The organism is Flavobacterium frigidarium DSM 17623, from assembly GCF_000425505.1.
GTDB lineage: Bacteria > Bacteroidota > Bacteroidia > Flavobacteriales > Flavobacteriaceae > Flavobacterium > Flavobacterium frigidarium.
The window spans coordinates 1-16,769 of the sequence record NZ_KE384392.1; the positions used below are offsets into that span (position 1 = coordinate 1).

The window sequence follows — 16,769 nt, forward strand, 5'->3', positions numbered from 1 at the left end:
GATTCTGCAACGGTAGTTTCAGGGACAGTCTATACTTCTGTCACCAACTTAACTGCAAATGATACTGATGCTGAAGGTGATTCTTTGGCTGTAACAAGTGGAACTTTTGCGACAGCTCAAGGAGGCACAATTGTAATTAATACCGATGGAAGTTACACCTATCAATCGGCACCAAATTATGTTGGAACTGATTCTTATGTATATACTGTTGGAGATGGACAAGCAACTGCTACAGGAACGGTGACGTTCACGGTAAATGCTCCAGCAAATTCAGCTCCAATTACAGTGGATGATTCTGCGACAACGACTACTGAAGTTCTTTACAATTCAGTTGCTACTTTACAATCAAATGATACCGATGCAGATGGAGATACTTTAAATGTGACAGCGGGAACATTTACAACGGCACAAGGCGGGGAGATCATTATTGCTGCAGATGGGAATTATACTTACCAATCGGCAACTGGTTTTGTGGGGACAGATTCTTATGTGTATACGGTCGGAGATGGACAAGCAACTGCTACAGGAACGGTGACGTTTACAGTAAATGCTCCAACTCCTAATAATTCAGCTCCAGTTGCAGTGGATGACACAGCAACAGTTACCACAGAAGTTCTTTACAATTCATCTGCTACATTACAATCAAATGACACCGATGCAGATGGCGATATTTTGACTGTTACAGCGGGAACATTTACCACAGTAGAAGGCGGAGAAATCATAATTGCTGCAGATGGTAATTACACTTATCAATCAGCAACTGGTTTTATTGGAACAGATTCTTATGTATATACTGTCAGCGACGGACAAGCAACTGCTACAGGAACGGTGACGTTTACAGTTAGTGTTCCAACTCCTAATAATTCTGCTCCAGTTGCAGTGGATGACTCTGCAACAGCAACTTCAGAAGTGTTGTACAGTTCAACAGCTAGTTTACAATCGAATGATACTGATGCAGATGGAGATAGTTTGACTGTTACAGCGGGAACATTTACCACAGCAGAAGGTGGAGAGATCATTATCGCTGCAGATGGTAATTATACCTATCAATCAGCAACTGGTTTTATTGGAACAGATTCTTACGTATACACTGTTGGAGATGGACAGGCAACTGCTACGGGGACTTTAACTATTACAGTAAATGCTCCAGTAAATTCAGCTCCAGTTGCAGTTGACGATTCAGCAACAGCGACCACAGAAGTGCTTTACAATTCAACAGCTGCATTACAATCGAATGACACCGATGCAGATGGTGATACGTTAACTGTGACAGCGGGAACATTTACAACGGCACAAGGCGGGGAGATCATTATCACTGCAGATGGTAATTATACCTATCAATCGGTAACTGGTTTTGTGGGTACAGATTCTTATGTATACACTGTTGGAGACGGACAGGCAACGAGTACAGGAACAGTAACGTTTACAGTAAATGCTCCAGCAAATTCAGCTCCAGTTTCAGTTGACGATTCAGCAACAGCAACTTCAGAAGTTCTTTACAATTCAACTGCTACTTTACAATCGAATGACACTGATGCTGATGGAGATACTTTAACAGTAACAGCGGGAACATTTACCACAGCAGAAGGCGGAGAGATTATAATTGCTGCAGATGGAAGTTATACCTATCAATCAGCAACTGGTTTTGTAGGGACAGATTCTTATGTATACACTGTTGGAGACGGACAAGCAACGAGTACAGGAACAGTAACGTTTACAGTAAATGCTCCAGTAAATTCAGCTCCAGTAACTTTTGATGATTCAGCAACAGTAGTTTCAGGGACAGTCTATGTTTCTGAAAACAACTTAACTGCTAATGATACCGATGCAGATGGAGATACGTTGACTGTGACAGCGGGAACTTTCGCGACAGCGCAAGGAGGTACAATCATTATTACTTCTGACGGAAGTTACACCTATCAATCGGCACTAAATTATGTTGGAACAGATTCTTATGTATATACTGTTGGAGATGGACAAGCAACAACTATAGGAACGGTGACGTTTACAGTAAATGCAGCAAATCCTAATGACACTGTACCTATTGCAAATAATGATTTAATTTATATCAATATTGCTGAGACTACAGTATTAGACGTCCTACAAAATGATGTCTTTGCTCTTGGCAGTATTTTGACAGTTTCAATTCCGGTAACTCCAATTAATGGAACTGTTACTGTAAATAACGATGGCTCTATAAATTACAGTCCGAATCCTAATTTTACAACTGGACAAGAAACCTTTACTTACCAAGTTTGTACAAGTACGGGATTGTGTAGTAGTGCTTCTATTACTGTCAGTATTATCGAGTGTGTTACTATTCTGACTTCAGATTGTGACAGTGATGGGCTTACTAATAGAGAAGAAGATATTTTAGGTACTGACCCTTTAAAACCAGATACAGATAACGACGGATTGACAGATGGTGAAGAGGTGACTTTAGGAACAGATCCATTAAATCCAGATACTGATGGCGATGGTGTTATAGATGGTACTGAAGTAGATGATAATACAAACCCATTAGATGGTTGTGATCCAATTGAAGAGCACGTTACTGTCACGCAATCCATTAATTTCTCGACTGCAGATTGTGATGGTGACGGTTTAGCGAACGGAGAAGAAATAGGACTAGATCCTACAAACCCAAGAGATACTGACGGAGATGGAATTCCTGATTATTTAGAACCAAATAATAAATCTGAAAAGGAGATTAATATAAATCAGTTAATCACCCCTAATGGTGATGGGTTCAATGATATTTTAGTGATTGAAAATCTTGATTTGTATCCTGAAAATTCAGTTAGAATTTACAATAGGTGGGGAGTTTTAGTTTGGGATACCACAGGGTATAATTCTAAAAATAATTATTTCTATGGAAAATCGACTGGTAGATTAACGATAGGAGGCAACGAGATGCTACCGACAGGAACTTATTTCTACGTGATAAATTATGTAAATAAAGATTCAGTTAGCATCGATACATCTGGATATATCTACATCAATTAAAATAAAGCTCATAACAGGCCAGCGTAATAGTTGGCCTTAATACACCATTATAAAAATTAGAAGATGAAAAAAATATATCTACTATTCATAGTATTTGTTGGTCTTAGTAGCTATGCACAACAAGACGCACAATATACCCAATACATGTACAATACGATGAGCGTTAATCCTGCATACGCAGGCTCGAGAGGTGTTCTTAGTATCACCGCTTTGCACAGATCACAATGGGTTGGACTAGAGGGAGCTCCATCGACGGAAACTTTTAATATTAATTCGCCAATATCAGACAGAATTGGATTGGGGTTATCAGTAGTGGCTGATAAAATAGGTCCAACAACAGAAAATGTTATCGATGGAATGTTTTCTTATACTATCGAAACTTCCCTGCAAGGCAAACTTTCTTTTGGTGTTAAAGGAGGGATTAATATATTAAATATTGATTACGACAGATTAAGCAGGTATCAAAACGAACCTACGATGCTTAATAATGATATGAGAAGCAATATTGCACCTAATGTAGGAGCAGGACTTTATTTTCATGATGACAAATTCTACGCAGGTCTTTCTGTTCCTAATATTCTAGAGACAAAATATTTTGACGATTCTTCGTTCTCCGTAGCCAAAGAAAAAATTAACTTGTATTTCATAAGTGGTTATGTCTTTGATTTAAATCCAAGTTTTAAATTCAAGCCTACCGTATTAGTAAAAGCGGTTGTTGGCGCCCCTTTACAGCTAGACCTTTCGGCAAATTTTATTTACAATGATAAATTAACGATAGGAGTAGCACATCGATTAGACGCTGCATGGAGTGCAATGGCAGGATTCAACGCAACCGACTCTATATTGTTAGGTTTTGCTTATGATAGAGAATCCAGTGAGCTAGGTAATACAAAATTCAATGATGGCTCTTTTGAATTTATTGCTCGATTTGAATTATTTAATAGATTCAATAAATTATTAACACCGCGACACTTTTAAAATACTACAGCTATGATATTAATAAAAAAAATAACGACCATGGTGTTATTTATCAGTGCTAATGTACTTTTAGCGCAAGATAGCAAGGTAGAGAAGGGACACGAAAATTTTGAAAATTATTCGTTTTCTCCAGCAATTGACATTTACAAGAAAGTAGCAGAACAAGGATATCAGTCTCCAGAACTATATCAACGTATAGCAGATTCTTATTATTTTAAAGGTGATATAGGTAAATCAGCGACTTGGTATGAAAAATTACATAATTCGAATAATAATTTGGCTCCAGAGTACTATTTTAGATATGCACACGCGTTAAAGGCTGCAGGTAACATCGCAGAGGCTAGGAAGATAATGGATGAATTTGTTCGTAGTAAACCTACTGATAACCGTTCCTTGATCCTTATATCTGATCAAAATTACTTAAATAAGATAGAGAAAAATTCAAATCGATACAATATCTCCCTTTTAAAGCAAAACACCGTAACGTCAGATTATGGCGCTGCATTTTACAAAGATAAGATAGTATTCGCAAGTGCTAGAGATACGGGTATTATTTCTAGAAACATTCACAAATGGGATAATGAACCATTCACAGAGTTATATGTGGCTTCTATCGAAAAAGATGGACAGCTTTCTAATCCTACAAAATTTTCGAAAACAATAAATAGTAAATTTCATGAGGCCACACCAGCATTGAGTCCTGATGGTAAAACGTTATACTTTACCAGAAATAATTACATTGATAAAAAAAGGAAGAAGGATAATGACGGTTTGACTCGTCTCAAAATCTATCGAGCTACATTAAATAATGCAAACGAATGGGTTGACATCATCGAGATGCCTTTCAATTCTGATGCGTACTCGTGTGCACATCCTTCATTAAATAGGACCGGTGATAAAATGTATTTTGCTTCAGATATGCCAGGAACTATAGGGGCATCTGATATTTTTGAAGTTGACTTATTCTTAGATGGTACTGTAGGTACTCCTGAAAATTTAGGTAGAGAAATCAATACAGAAGGTAGAGAAACATTTCCTTATATAAGCGAGGATGGTGTATTGTATTTTTCTTCTGATGGATTACCTGGCCTTGGTGGCTTAGATATATTTGCTGCAAAAATTGAAAATGACAGTACTTTTTCTTTTGTCGAAAATGTTGGAAGACCCATCAATAGTAGTATGGACGACTTTAATTACATAATCAATATAAATAATAGACTTGGTTATTTTTCTTCGAATAGGCTAGGAGGCAAGGGAGGAGATGATATTTATACCTTAGAAGAATTGAGTCCTTTAAACAGTATAAATACAACTAATATCGTTATTATCGTAAAAGATTTAGATACTAAAGAAGTACTTGCTAATGCAGTCGTTTCATTAAAAGATCTTGAAAACATCGAGGTTAAAAACTCTAATACTAATGCTAAAGGTAGTGTAGCTTTTGATAAAATACCTTTACAACAATATTTAGCAAAAGTTAAAAAAGAAGGTTACGCTACTAATGAGAAAATTGTTAATGCTTTTGCAAAAGAGCAAATAATATATTTAGAAAAAGAAGTTTATGAAGCCAGTTTAGGAGATGACTTGGGTAAGATATTAAAACTAAGCCCCATTTTATTTGATACCAATAAATGGAATATTAGGGGAGATGCTGGTTTTGAAATCGCAAAGGTGGTAGCAGCGATGACTGTGCATCCAAAATTAAAAATTGCCATTAGGTCACATACAGACAATCGTGGTACTGCACAATCTAATATGATCTTGTCTGAGAAAAGAGCGCAGTCAACAATGGCATTCATGATGTCTAAAGGAATTTCAGCAGACAGACTTACAGCAAAAGGATACGGTGAAAGCGAACCTGTGATTGCTTGTGAAGAATTATACTGTACTGATGAAGCTCTTCAAAAAAATAGAAGGTCAGAGTTTATTATTATAGAATAATTAATTATCAAAATGAGAAAAGCCCAATTTTAAAAAAATTGGGCTTTTTATATTTAACTCAGTAGAGTTGAACAATCAAATCAATTAGTCTTGATTAGTTGTTTTTCTCCATGTAAATGAATTTAAGATATGTCTTTTTGCGAATCTACCTGGTGATTCAGCATTTACCATTTTCACGTAAGTAGCTTTAGGAACACTGATGTACTCATAAACACTTCCGTTAGAAAAATTGATAATTAATCTACCTTCTACAAATTTGTAATCTGTAATAGTAGTAGTAGTAATTGTCTCAGTATATTCTGGTAAGTTAACTTTGATAGTTTCAGGATTGATACTTACTAAAAAGTGGTAAGCCTCAATAATTTTTTTACTATTTTCTTCTGCAGCTTTTAAACCAGCTTCATCTCCTTGAAATTTATCAGGGTGAGATTCCTTCATCGCATTACGATAAATGGTTTTTAAATCTTTTAATTCTGCAGTTTTATCTACATTAAGTAACTTGCGGTATTCAACTATTTTTTTCATAAATATGGTAACTACTTGTCTTTTAATTAGAATTTTATTCAATTGATTTTAAAAAACAACAATTTTTTGCAAAGGTACACTTTTTTTTAATCTTTTACTTCGTCCTAAAAAAAAAATAAAAAATTCGATATTTAGAGTGAACTATTTGCTAATGATGTATAACTACTGTTGCGGTTTATGGTTTGCTTTATCGAAGTTCTTAGACTTTTTAGGATATTTACTGTGGCTAATATCACTCGGGTTTTCAATTACTGATTTGATTGTGACTAAATCGCCTAAAGCATGTTTTGCAACAACCATCTTGTAATCTAAAAGATAAGCTCCGCAAAAGAAATTGTTATTTTCATCTTTTTCAATTACTCCGGTATAAACCCCTTTCTGTAACATTTTTTCGTCTGAAGTCTTAGTCATGATTTCTATTTTTAGATTTAAAGTGCAAAGTTAATCATTTATTCGTTGTTTTCTATTTTGTACTTTCTGATTATATTTGCGCATGGAAAAAAATATTAAGCCAGCTCCTAATGCCTTTAAAAATACTTTTTGTGTCTTTGAGGAAGTGTCTATTTCGAGAATTGAAGGTCTAAAAGCACAATTTAGTAGCAAAGCTGGAAGTACCTATTTTTATACTGATAAAGGGATGTATCGTTTGTCACATCATTGGGGCCGGCTAGCTAATAGTAAATGGAGATTGGTAGCAGCATTAGTGCCATCAGCTTCCAAAACTAAATTAGGATTTGCTACTTGGGAAACATTCTATCCTGACAATGCTACAGAAAAATTATATTACATAGCCGCTGATTATGAAAAAGGTCTGGTTAACTACGAACATAAGAATAGTCCGCAATATGACAATAAAGCTATATTGAGAACTAGTTTTGAAACGACTAAGAAAATTAAGCAAATTCGTAATCTATTTGAACTCACCTCTTGGGCGAAGTATTATGATTACGAAGATATAGATGTCCTTCGAAAAACAATTATCGAACAACTAATCTTTACTGAGAAAAGTTTGGAGGATATTAAAAATAGCCTTTAATATTTAATCAAAATCAGCGATTAACTTGAGATCATCAATTGTGATTGGCTTAGACATATACCCTACGATATTAGGGTTGTTTTTAGCCTTCAATTTGTCTTCAATTGCTATTGATGAGCTGGAAATGTATATAATGAGGCGTTGTGGTATGCTGTCTTTTATTAGAGCGATTTCTTCCATGAATCCCCAACCATCCATCACAGGCATTTCGATATCTAACAAGACAATATCTGGAAGAATTTCTTTATTTGATATGGCAACTTTTAATGCATTAATAGCTTCTTTCCCATTTGAAAAAGTTGTAGTAGCATCAAAAATAGCCGATTTATCGATTATCTTTTTTATGATTGTCTTATATATTTGATCGTCATCTACGACCCAAATTTTCTTTTGACTCATGTTAATTGTATTTTGAAAGTAGTTCCTTTTCCTAATGTACTTTCGATTGTAATCGTACCGCCCATAGCCTCGATTTGATTTTTGGTTATAAATAATCCAATGCCTTTTGAATCAACATTATCGGTAAATGTTTTGTACATACCGAAGATTTTATCGCCATTACGTTTTAAATCAATCCCAATCCCATTATCACTAATGCTCAGGTATCTTTTTCCATCTTCACAGGAGTAGAGTATGTCTACCTCACATTGACGGTTTTTATCACAGTAGCGCACAGCATTAGAAATCATATTGTATAATATACTTTCTAAGTAAGCTGGATTATAATGAATTTCGGTTTTTTCAGTAATATTCGAATTAATTATTATGTTATTTGTTCGTATCTCGTTACGTAAAATGGTTAAGGTGTTGTCTAAGTAAGGTTTGAGCTTTAATTTTTCTACTACAAGATTTAAATTGGTTTGTATGTTGACTACTTCGTTCAAGTTATACAGTGTGTCATTTAATGCGTTACTGACTAATTTTAGTAAGTCAATTAGTTCGTCCTTTTCCTCTGTTGTTTCTGAACATTGAATTAAATCAGTTAGTGAGGAAATATTGCTGGTGTGTGAACGCAGGTTGTGTGATACAATATATGAAAAGTTAAGCAAGCGCTTGTTTTGTTCACTTACTAAGTCAAATGAGCTTTTTAAGTGTTTTTCTACTTCTTTAGTTTTAGTAATATCAATCATAATCCCTCTCAATTTAATGATTTTATCATTCTCTGATACCACCGTAACAATGTCGCGCAACCATACAACTGTATTGTCTTTGGCTATCATGCGATACTCAAAGTCATGATCCTCTCTTTTTGCAGTTTTAAATTGACAAAAATCGATAATAGATTCTTTGTCTTCAGCATAGATATGGTCACTCCAGAATGTGGGAGAAGATAGCCACTCTTGAGCAGAATAGCCTAAGATTTCTTCCACTTTTTTACTCACAAATGTAAATGCAAATGTTTCAGGATTACATTCCCATACTATACCGTCAACGGTATCAATTAAAGATTGAATTTTTTCTTGTGAATTGCGTATGATCTTATCAGCGTCTTTTCGTTCTGTTATGTCTTCATTATAAACAATAACGCGTTCTAATGTTTTTTCGTAGCCTCTTATAACATTCCAACGCAAATTTATATTACGATTGTGATTATTTGAATCTTGGATTACCGTATCCAGTATTAGGGAAGTTTCCTCTTGACATATCGCAACAATTTGATCAACAAAATCATCAAAAGATTTAGAATTGAATAGGTGTTTTTTAACATTACTTAATTCATCTTCATTTTTAACTTTATATAATTCTAAACAAGCTTTGTTGACATTAATTGATTTGATTAATAAATGTAATTCGTTGGTTATTTTAGGGTTCGAATGTAAAAACTGCTTGACTTCCTCAGGGTCTCTATTAATCAACTTTAGTTTGATTAGCGCTTTTTTTACCTCCGAAAAATCTTCCTCTCTCAAAGGTATTGGTGAATCATAGAATAAGCTTTTAAAATGATTTTCATTTTTAACGATCAGTTCTTCATTTTCTTTTTTAATGGTAATGTTTTCAACTATTCCTATTACGCTAATTTGTTTTTTATTTTGATTCAGCAGTGGCGTGACACTCAAATTTCCCCAAACAATTCTTCCTTGCTTGGAAAAATATCTTTTCTCCATTGAATACTCATCAATTTTTCCTTCGTTAAGGTTTTTTGCATTTCTGACATCTTCAATTAAATCATCAGGATGTGTAATTGACTGAAATGTCTTTAATTTCATTTCTTTTTCAGTGTAGCCAAGCATTTTGCAAAAATAGTTGTTAACCTCAATAAGTTTCCCGCTCTTAAGTTCAACATTGGCAATACCCACAGAGGCTTGATCAAATATAGTTTTAAATTTTATTTCGTTGTCTTTTAAACTCAATGCTTGCTTGTTTACAAGAACCTGTAATTGGGTAGATTTCTTTAATAGCAAAACTGTTAAAATACCAAACACTAAGGCTAATATTAAACCGAGCATCGTATTAGTGATATAACTTATCAATAGACTATTGGCATTTTTATCAATAATATATATGTCCCAATTGCCGTCTGTAACGCTTTTTTTAACAAAATTCAAGTTAGTCAGTTGCGTTGTTTGTTTTAAAAAAAATTCTGTTTTACCAGTAGTAGTATTTCTTTTTGCCAACTGAAACTCATATTTATTTTTGCCAATTGAATTAACACCAGAGGCGTCAAGAAATTTATCAAATTTTATAATTACCGCTGAAAATCCCCAAAATTTTTGTTTAATATAAACCGGCAACCTTCCTATAATTGCTTTTCCACCTTGCTTCAAATTCAAGGGTCCTGAAAAATACATTCTGTCGTATTTCATAGATTTTAAAGCATCAATTTTAGTATGATTTGCTTTAAAAATGTTTAAATTCATCGCGGCCTCATTACCTTTAAGTGGATAGGTGTATTTTATAATGCCTTGAGGAACTAGCTGAACAGCGCTTATTGCTGAATTAGATTTAAGTAATTTTTGCCCTATTTCTTCAAAATTCTCTGGAGTCCCTTCATCATTTATAGTTAGTGCAAGGGTTAGCGCGGTGATATAAGAATTTTTTAAAGATTGTTCTATATTTTGGTGGATCGTTTCAAGCGTATTTATTTTTTCTAATCTTTTAAATTCTATGTTTGATACATATTGTTTTGAAGCTAATAAGGAGAAAATGATTCCTAGAAAAATAAAAACAATCAAACCTGTGAGTTTAGGATTGATGATGTACCAGTTTATAAATTTTGGCCAATTTGTTTTTAATTTCATTCCTTAAAATTTAAAGGTTAGACTATTAACTTGTCATACTTAAAAATAGTCAAATGTTTTGAAACTTTGATCAATATTTAAAATAAATTACAGTTAAATCTTAAGAAATAGACGAAACGGAAAAATATTTAATAATTGTAACTGATTATATTGTGTGTAATTACAAAAACAATATACATTGCTTATTTGTATATACTAAATGCACTTTGTTACAATTGTTAAAGAAAAAACCCGAACTTTGTAGCAAAAAAAATAATCCATCAAATGGCATCGACTTTTAAAAATGCTATTTGGGCCAAATTAATACAAGATAATATGAGTAGAAATAATGATAGAAATATTAAAAAACATAATGATAAATTACATAAAGCCCAAGATAAAGCTAAATTAGCTAAAATTACTAGGGCTGAAAAACTGAAACAAATCACGAAGAAGTTTAATGAAACTAAAGCTTCTGAGGAGAATTAAAAAGAATTACCATGGAAGAAAGTAAATACGACCTTTTAAAACAGAATGTTCAAGAAATTATAGATTTGATTGTTGCTAAAGATATTGAAGAGGCAAATGATAAATTAATCGAAGTAAGTGAGCAATTAGATGATTTACTAGATTTTTCAGATGATGACGACGATTTGATTGAGATTAGCAAATACCAAGTCTTGCTAAATCAATTGCAACAAAAAATTATTGTATTAAGGAGCGCAACATAATTGATATAAAAATGACAAACTGCTATTGTGGTTCCCTTTCACCATTTGAAAAATGTTGTTCACCTTATTTGACTGGCATTGCAAAGCCAGCTACAGCAGAAACTTTAATGCGTTCTCGATACACTGCATTTGCTACAAATTATGCACAATACTTAGTAGATACGACACACTTCTCTACTAGAAAACATCATAAGATTGAAGATATTCAAGATTGGGCCTTAAGCAATCAGTGGATAAAACTGTTAGTTGTTGCTACTACAGTAAACACAGTTACTTTTAAAGCTTTTTACATTAATAGTGAAGGTCAGTCTCAAGTTCATCACGAGCACTCCATCTTTAAGCTTGAAGATGGCAAGTGGTATTATGTTGATGGTGACTTTTATTAAATAAATTATCTCACGAAGACTTGAACTGCGTGAGTGATTGCAACGGAAATCCTCCCGATTTTTATCGGGAGATTGAGAGTGTAAAGCACGACCCTTGTGGTCACGCCCTAATTTTAATTTATCATTGCTGTCGATCCTTCAGGGCTAGGAATTAATTCGATAAAATATTTAGGTTGAATGGAAGATTCTTTTCGGTGCGAAACATATAAAATAGCAATATCTGTTTGAGAAGATAAAAGAGAAATAAGTTCGCTAACTAATGCAACATTTTGATCATCTAGACCTTCTAATGCTTCATCAAGTATCAGTAATGGCGGATGCTTTAAAACAGCTCTTACTATAAGTGCAATGCGCTGTTGGCCCACAGATAAATTGCGAAATAATTTATTTTTATATTCAGTCATTGCTACAAGTGATAACCACTCGGCAACACGTTTTTTTTGTAATTGCGTTGGTTGCACATACAATCCAATTGAATCAAAAAAGCCAGATAAAACCATATTTTCAAGGCTGTCGTTTTTTTGAAATAAATCGGTCATGGCAGTTGAAAAATAACCAATATTTTTCTTAATATCCCATATTGTTTCTCCGCTTCCTTTCTGGATTCCAAACAATTGTAAATCTTGGCCGTAGCCTTTGGTGTTTTCTCCGGTTATTAAAGATAATAAAGTGCTTTTTCCAGAGCCATTTGGTCCATGAAGATGCCAAAAATCGCCTTTTTTGATAGTCCAATTAATATTCTTTAAAATTCCTTTTTCAAAATAACTAACATTTAAATCAGTCATTTTTATCAAGGTGTCTGTAGCTAGTTCCACAGAGTCTAAGGGAGGTGGAATAGTGGGAGCGGCATGTGCTTTTAGATTTTCTATTTCAATTTTAAAAGGATGAAAAGCAAATGAATTGTCCTTTATAACCGCCTTGTTAGATACAAATGAAAAAAGGTCTACTTGTCTATTGACAATAATAATTAGCGCTGTTTTTTTCGAAATTTCCTCTAATTGAATTGCAATTAATTCTCTAGATTTTATATCTAAATGATCAAGAGGATTGTCTACAATTATAAAATCAGGGGATTGATTAATACAATATTCTAGATATACTTTTTTACGCTCCCCAGAGGAGAACGTTCTTAATTTTCGGTCTTGCTGTAAAAGGGAACTTTTTAAGTCGTCTTCATAATACTCTTTATTTATATAGGCATCTATTGCAATATCAGAGAACAAGACGCCTTTTTTGCCTTTATAATTTTGTAGTTCAGGAGTTGTATTGTCAGTTAATATAGTTTGGATAAAAGTCTTTTTATCTACCTGATTGGAAAGTACGATTCCCCAATGTTCTAAATCTTGCATTTCTTAATATTTTGGAAATATAAATTTAGGCATAAATAGTTTAAATAGTTAGCTAAAATACGCACAAAAAAAACAAAATCTTTTTAACTAAAAATTAATAATCGTTTGCTTGAAGACTATTTTAAATGGTGTAATTTTAAAGTTATGAAAAATGATAATAAAAAAGGATTTTATTTCAAGCAATACGCAGCGCCAAGTCAGTCTCCGTTTGATAAACTCTTTGGTATTTTCAAAGAATTAATCACGCATACTTCAGGAGATTTTGATGAAGCTATTGAGTGGTTGCGGGAATTAGATGTCGAGTATAGCCTCACAGATGAACAGTATACTATTGATGATTTTATAGAGGATTTAAAGAAGAAAGGATACATTAGAGACGAAGTGAAAGATGATGGTTCTTCAGGCTTAGGAATTACTGCCAAGACAGAACGAGCTATTCGTCAGCAAGCTTTAGATCAAATTTTCGGGAATTTAAAACGCACAAGCAGTGGAAATCATAAAACCAAACAGTCTGGAAATGGTGATGAGCACACCGGTGAGTTTAGAGAATTCCATTTTGGTGATGGCTTAGAACGGATTTCATTGACTGAGAGTTTGAGAAACGCCCAAATCAACAATGGCGTTTCCGATTTTATGTTGACTGAAAACGACTTAGTTGTCGAGGACACACAGCACAAATCTCAAATGAGTACGGTATTAATGATCGATATAAGTCACAGTATGATTTTATATGGTGAAGATCGTATTACTCCAGCAAAGAAAGTGGCGATGGCGCTTGCCGAATTAATTACTACACGATACCCAAAAGATACATTAGATATTTTGGTTTTTGGTAACGATGCTTGGCCTATTGCGATCAAAGATTTACCCTATTTAAAAGTAGGACCTTTTCATACCAATACAGTCGCAGGTCTGCAGTTAGCAATGGACATGTTGCGTAGAAAACGAAATACCAACAAGCAAATCTTCATGATTACTGATGGTAAACCAAGTTGTGTGAGAGAACGTGATGGATCGTATTACATGAATAGTAATGGTCTTGATGAATATATCGTTGATAAATGTTACAATCAAGCACAGCAAGCAAGAAAATTACACATACCAATTACCACCTTTATGATTGCAAACGATCCTTACTTGCAGAAATTTGTAAATAAGTTTACCGAAGCCAATCAGGGAAAAGCGTTTTATACTGGATTAAAAGGTTTGGGCGAAATGATATTTGAAGATTATGAAACCAACCGTAAAAAGAGAATTAAATAGCAATTAGTATTTTATAATAGTAGAATAGTACAGTTTAAATCTTTGAAAAAAAAGAGAAATAAATAAGTTGAATTTTAATGATTCAATTTCTAAATTAAAGAAATGAAAATAGAAAACATACATACATTAGGAGAATTAAAAGCTGCGGGATACAAAAGTATTTCGATTAAAGAAGAGCTTCGTAATAATTTAAGAGAGAAAATAAAATCAGGACAACCTGCATTTGAAGGTGTTCACGGGTTTGAAGATACCGTTATTCCAGAATTAGAGCGTGCTATTTTATCGCGTCACAATATCAATTTACTAGGTCTTCGTGGTCAAGCCAAAACAAGATTAGCACGTAAAATGACCGAATTACTTGATGAGTACATTCCGTTTGTAGCAGGCTCAGAAATTAATGACGATCCCTTAAGCCCGATTTCTCGTTTTTCTAAAGATTTAATTGCAGCAGAAGGAGACAATACACCAATCTCATGGTTGCATAGAAGTGAGCGTTTTTATGAAAAACTAGCGACGCCAGATGTTACCGTAGCCGATTTAATTGGAGATATTGATCCTATCAAGGCAGCAAATTTAAAGTTGTCTTATGCAGATGACCGCGTAATTCACTTTGGTATGATTCCTCGTGCCAATCGTTGTATTTTTGTAATCAATGAATTACCTGATTTACAAGCTCGTATTCAAGTAGCATTATTCAACATTTTGCAAGAAGGAGATATCCAAATTAGAGGATTTAAATTAAGAATGCCATTAGACATGCAATTTGTGTTTACTGCAAACCCGGAAGATTATACCAACCGTGGAAGTATTGTAACTCCTTTAAAAGATAGAATAGGTTCGCAAATTTTAACGCATTATCCTGAAAGTGTAAAAATTGCAAGAACAATTACAGAGCAAGAAGCTAAGTTAGATCAATCACAAACAGAAATGGTTTATGTGCCTTCATTAGCTAAAGATTTATTAGAACAAATTAGTTTTGAAGCTCGTGAGAGCGAATACATTGATAATAAAAGTGGGGTAAGTGCTAGAATGAGTATTACGGCTTATGAAAACTTATTAAGTACTGCAGAGCGTAGAGCGTTGCTTTCAGGAGCAGATAAAACAAGTTTGCGTTTGTCTGATTTTATGGGAATCATTCCAGCAATTACCGGAAAAGTAGAATTAGTTTATGAAGGAGAGCAGGAGGGAGCAGCTGCAGTTGCACAAAATCTTCTAGGTTCAGCAATTCATACTTTTTTCCCAGCGTATTTTCCTAAAATCGAAAAGTTAGAAAAACCAGACGCTAAAACTGCTTACACTGATTTGATCGAATGGTTTTTTGCCGAAAGCGGATTTGAATTACTAGACGATGCAACAGATGAGGAATATAGCAGAATATTAAGTGCGATTGTTCCCCTTGAGATTTTGATTAAAAAATACCAACCAGAGTTAGTTGAGGAAGATAAATTATTTATGAAAGAGTTTATTTTATGGGCTTTGGTCGAAAATAATAAGTTGAGTAAAGACCGAATCACCAAGGGATATCAGTTTAAAGATATTTACGGAAGTTATATTAGCAAGTTATAATTGCTAACCACAGTAGTAAAAGCACTTAGGATTTATTCTAAGTGCTTTTTTTTATAGTGCACTTATATTTTTTAGCACAAGTAATAAGTGAGGCAATATATACTACCTTACAAAGGTTGGCCGTCTTTGCGGTCGCTTACACTCCAATGGAAAACAGCTTTGAGGCTTTGATTACCACTTATATTGATGGTAAAGTAGGTATATCTGAAAATTTCTTGACTACAGAACTTTCAAACAACTTAAGACAAAACATTTTAAATTTACAAAGCAAGAGTTTGTTAAAAGCAGCCGGAATAGGCAATGCTGATATGATTTCTTACGATAGCGAGATACGCAGTGATTCAATTTATTGGTTGGATAAAAAACACAATGATCCTTTCGAAAACCAATTCTTTGAGCAAATGGAAGCTTTTATCTTATACTTAAATGAAAGCTGTTATACTGGAATTACAGACTATGAATTTCATTATGCTCTTTATGAAGAAGGCGATTTCTACCTGCAGCATTTAGATCAGTTTAAGTCTAATCCTTCTAGAAAATATTCGATTATCAGTTATCTAAATCCAGATTGGCAAATAAGTGATGGCGGAGAATTACAAATCCACCAAAATGGAGTTGATCAAAAGATTAGTCCTAATGCTGGTAAGACTGTATTCTTTAAAAGTGACGAACTACTGCACGAAGTTTTATTAACAAATAAGACTAGAATGAGTATTACAGGTTGGTTAAAGTGTGACAGCATCTTGTAAAAAAGATGCTTATCAATACAG

At 33.8% G+C, this 16,769-nt stretch carries 15 protein-coding genes; 10 read left to right on the forward strand and 5 right to left on the reverse strand.

The window, feature by feature from the left end; all coding sequences use genetic code 11:
• The 3 genes from H603_RS0112795 to H603_RS0112805 form a co-directional block, all read left to right on the forward strand.
• A partial coding sequence (locus H603_RS0112795; protein ID WP_026708978.1) for an Ig-like domain-containing protein occupies window positions 1–3,006 on the forward strand: 3,006 nt, incomplete at its 5' end.
• A 63-nt stretch (window positions 3,007–3,069) separates the two neighbouring features.
• A complete protein-coding gene (locus H603_RS0112800; RefSeq protein WP_026708979.1) occupies window positions 3,070–3,984 on the forward strand; it encodes a PorP/SprF family type IX secretion system membrane protein in 915 nt (304 codons plus the stop codon).
• A 12-nt stretch (window positions 3,985–3,996) separates the two neighbouring features.
• Window positions 3,997–5,925, forward strand: coding sequence for an OmpA family protein (locus tag H603_RS0112805; RefSeq protein ID WP_026708980.1), 1,929 nt, complete (start codon window positions 3,997–3,999; stop codon window positions 5,923–5,925).
• An 84-nt stretch (window positions 5,926–6,009) separates the two neighbouring features.
• On the opposite strand, the gene H603_RS0112810 is transcribed toward H603_RS0112805, so the two are convergent.
• A complete protein-coding gene (locus tag H603_RS0112810; protein WP_026708981.1) occupies window positions 6,010–6,450 on the reverse strand; it encodes a KTSC domain-containing protein in 441 nt (146 codons plus the stop codon).
• A 162-nt stretch (window positions 6,451–6,612) separates the two neighbouring features.
• Window positions 6,613–6,861, reverse strand: coding sequence for a hypothetical protein (locus H603_RS0112815; RefSeq protein WP_026708982.1), 249 nt, complete (start codon window positions 6,859–6,861; stop codon window positions 6,613–6,615).
• Window positions 6,862–6,943: 82 nt separating this feature from the next.
• Between H603_RS0112815 and H603_RS0112820 the strand changes: the two genes are divergently transcribed.
• Complete coding sequence (locus H603_RS0112820) at window positions 6,944–7,486, forward strand: hypothetical protein (RefSeq protein ID WP_026708983.1); 543 nt, start codon at window positions 6,944–6,946, stop codon at window positions 7,484–7,486.
• A 3-nt stretch (window positions 7,487–7,489) separates the two neighbouring features.
• Here H603_RS0112820 and H603_RS0112825 read toward each other — a convergent pair whose 3' ends face one another.
• Window positions 7,490–7,885 (reverse strand): response regulator, encoded by a 396-nt coding sequence (locus tag H603_RS0112825; protein WP_026708984.1) that lies wholly within the window; start codon window positions 7,883–7,885, stop codon window positions 7,490–7,492.
• The gene (locus H603_RS0112830; protein ID WP_026708985.1) at window positions 7,882–10,725 is read right to left on the reverse strand and encodes a PAS domain S-box protein; all 2,844 of its coding nucleotides are present in this window, start codon (window positions 10,723–10,725) and stop codon (window positions 7,882–7,884) included. Before H603_RS0112830 ends, H603_RS0112825 begins: the two co-directional genes overlap by 4 nt.
• 264 nt (window positions 10,726–10,989) lie before the next feature.
• On the opposite strand from H603_RS0112830, the gene H603_RS16845 reads away from it, so the two are divergent.
• Genes H603_RS16845 through H603_RS0112845 form a run of 3 tightly spaced genes read left to right on the forward strand, consistent with a single transcriptional unit; the run spans window position 10,990 to window position 11,821 of the window.
• Window positions 10,990–11,193, forward strand: a complete 204-nt coding sequence (locus tag H603_RS16845; protein ID WP_035676068.1) for a hypothetical protein — start codon at window positions 10,990–10,992, stop codon at window positions 11,191–11,193.
• Window positions 11,194–11,204: 11 nt separating this feature from the next.
• Window positions 11,205–11,435, forward strand: a complete 231-nt coding sequence (locus H603_RS0112840) for a hypothetical protein (RefSeq protein WP_026708986.1) — start codon at window positions 11,205–11,207, stop codon at window positions 11,433–11,435.
• An 11-nt stretch (window positions 11,436–11,446) separates the two neighbouring features.
• Complete coding sequence (locus H603_RS0112845; protein WP_026708987.1) at window positions 11,447–11,821, forward strand: YchJ family protein; 375 nt, start codon at window positions 11,447–11,449, stop codon at window positions 11,819–11,821.
• Window positions 11,822–11,934: 113 nt separating this feature from the next.
• Here H603_RS0112845 and H603_RS0112850 read toward each other — a convergent pair whose 3' ends face one another.
• Window positions 11,935–13,170, reverse strand: a complete 1,236-nt coding sequence (locus tag H603_RS0112850) for an ATP-binding cassette domain-containing protein (RefSeq protein ID WP_026708988.1) — start codon at window positions 13,168–13,170, stop codon at window positions 11,935–11,937.
• 144 nt (window positions 13,171–13,314) lie between these two features.
• On the opposite strand from H603_RS0112850, the gene H603_RS0112855 reads away from it, so the two are divergent.
• The 3 genes from H603_RS0112855 (at window position 13,315) to H603_RS0112865 (ending at window position 16,748) form a co-directional block, all read left to right on the forward strand.
• Window positions 13,315–14,433, forward strand: coding sequence for a vWA domain-containing protein (locus H603_RS0112855; protein WP_026708989.1), 1,119 nt, complete (start codon window positions 13,315–13,317; stop codon window positions 14,431–14,433).
• 102 nt (window positions 14,434–14,535) lie between these two features.
• Window positions 14,536–15,999 carry a MoxR family ATPase gene (locus tag H603_RS0112860; protein ID WP_026708990.1) on the forward strand — a complete coding sequence of 488 codons (1,464 nt, stop codon included), beginning with the start codon at window positions 14,536–14,538 and terminating at the stop codon, window positions 15,997–15,999.
• Window positions 16,000–16,145: 146 nt separating this feature from the next.
• Complete coding sequence (locus tag H603_RS0112865; protein ID WP_026708991.1) at window positions 16,146–16,748, forward strand: 2OG-Fe(II) oxygenase; 603 nt, start codon at window positions 16,146–16,148, stop codon at window positions 16,746–16,748.
• Window positions 16,749–16,769: the final 21 nt, after the last annotated feature.

Bases quoted from the DNA above. Each gene is read 5' to 3' on its own strand.
- H603_RS16845 (WP_035676068.1), top strand. From the start codon at position 10,990: ATGGCATCGACTTTTAAAAATGCTATTTGGGCCAAATTAATACAAGAT.
- H603_RS0112825 (WP_026708984.1), bottom strand. From the start codon at position 7,885: ATGAGTCAAAAGAAAATTTGGGTCGTAGATGACGATCAAATATATAAG.
- H603_RS0112855 (WP_026708989.1), top strand. From the start codon at position 13,315: ATGAAAAATGATAATAAAAAAGGATTTTATTTCAAGCAATACGCAGCG.
- H603_RS0112860 (WP_026708990.1), top strand. From the start codon at position 14,536: ATGAAAATAGAAAACATACATACATTAGGAGAATTAAAAGCTGCGGGA.
- H603_RS0112810 (WP_026708981.1), bottom strand. From the start codon at position 6,450: ATGAAAAAAATAGTTGAATACCGCAAGTTACTTAATGTAGATAAAACT.
- H603_RS0112830 (WP_026708985.1), bottom strand. From the start codon at position 10,725: ATGAAATTAAAAACAAATTGGCCAAAATTTATAAACTGGTACATCATC.
- H603_RS0112800 (WP_026708979.1), top strand. From the start codon at position 3,070: ATGAAAAAAATATATCTACTATTCATAGTATTTGTTGGTCTTAGTAGC.
- H603_RS0112840 (WP_026708986.1), top strand. From the start codon at position 11,205: ATGGAAGAAAGTAAATACGACCTTTTAAAACAGAATGTTCAAGAAATT.
- H603_RS0112865 (WP_026708991.1), top strand. From the start codon at position 16,146: ATGGAAAACAGCTTTGAGGCTTTGATTACCACTTATATTGATGGTAAA.
- H603_RS0112850 (WP_026708988.1), bottom strand. From the start codon at position 13,170: ATGCAAGATTTAGAACATTGGGGAATCGTACTTTCCAATCAGGTAGAT.
- H603_RS0112805 (WP_026708980.1), top strand. From the start codon at position 3,997: ATGATATTAATAAAAAAAATAACGACCATGGTGTTATTTATCAGTGCT.
- H603_RS0112845 (WP_026708987.1), top strand. From the start codon at position 11,447: ATGACAAACTGCTATTGTGGTTCCCTTTCACCATTTGAAAAATGTTGT.
- H603_RS0112815 (WP_026708982.1), bottom strand. From the start codon at position 6,861: ATGACTAAGACTTCAGACGAAAAAATGTTACAGAAAGGGGTTTATACC.
- H603_RS0112820 (WP_026708983.1), top strand. From the start codon at position 6,944: ATGGAAAAAAATATTAAGCCAGCTCCTAATGCCTTTAAAAATACTTTT.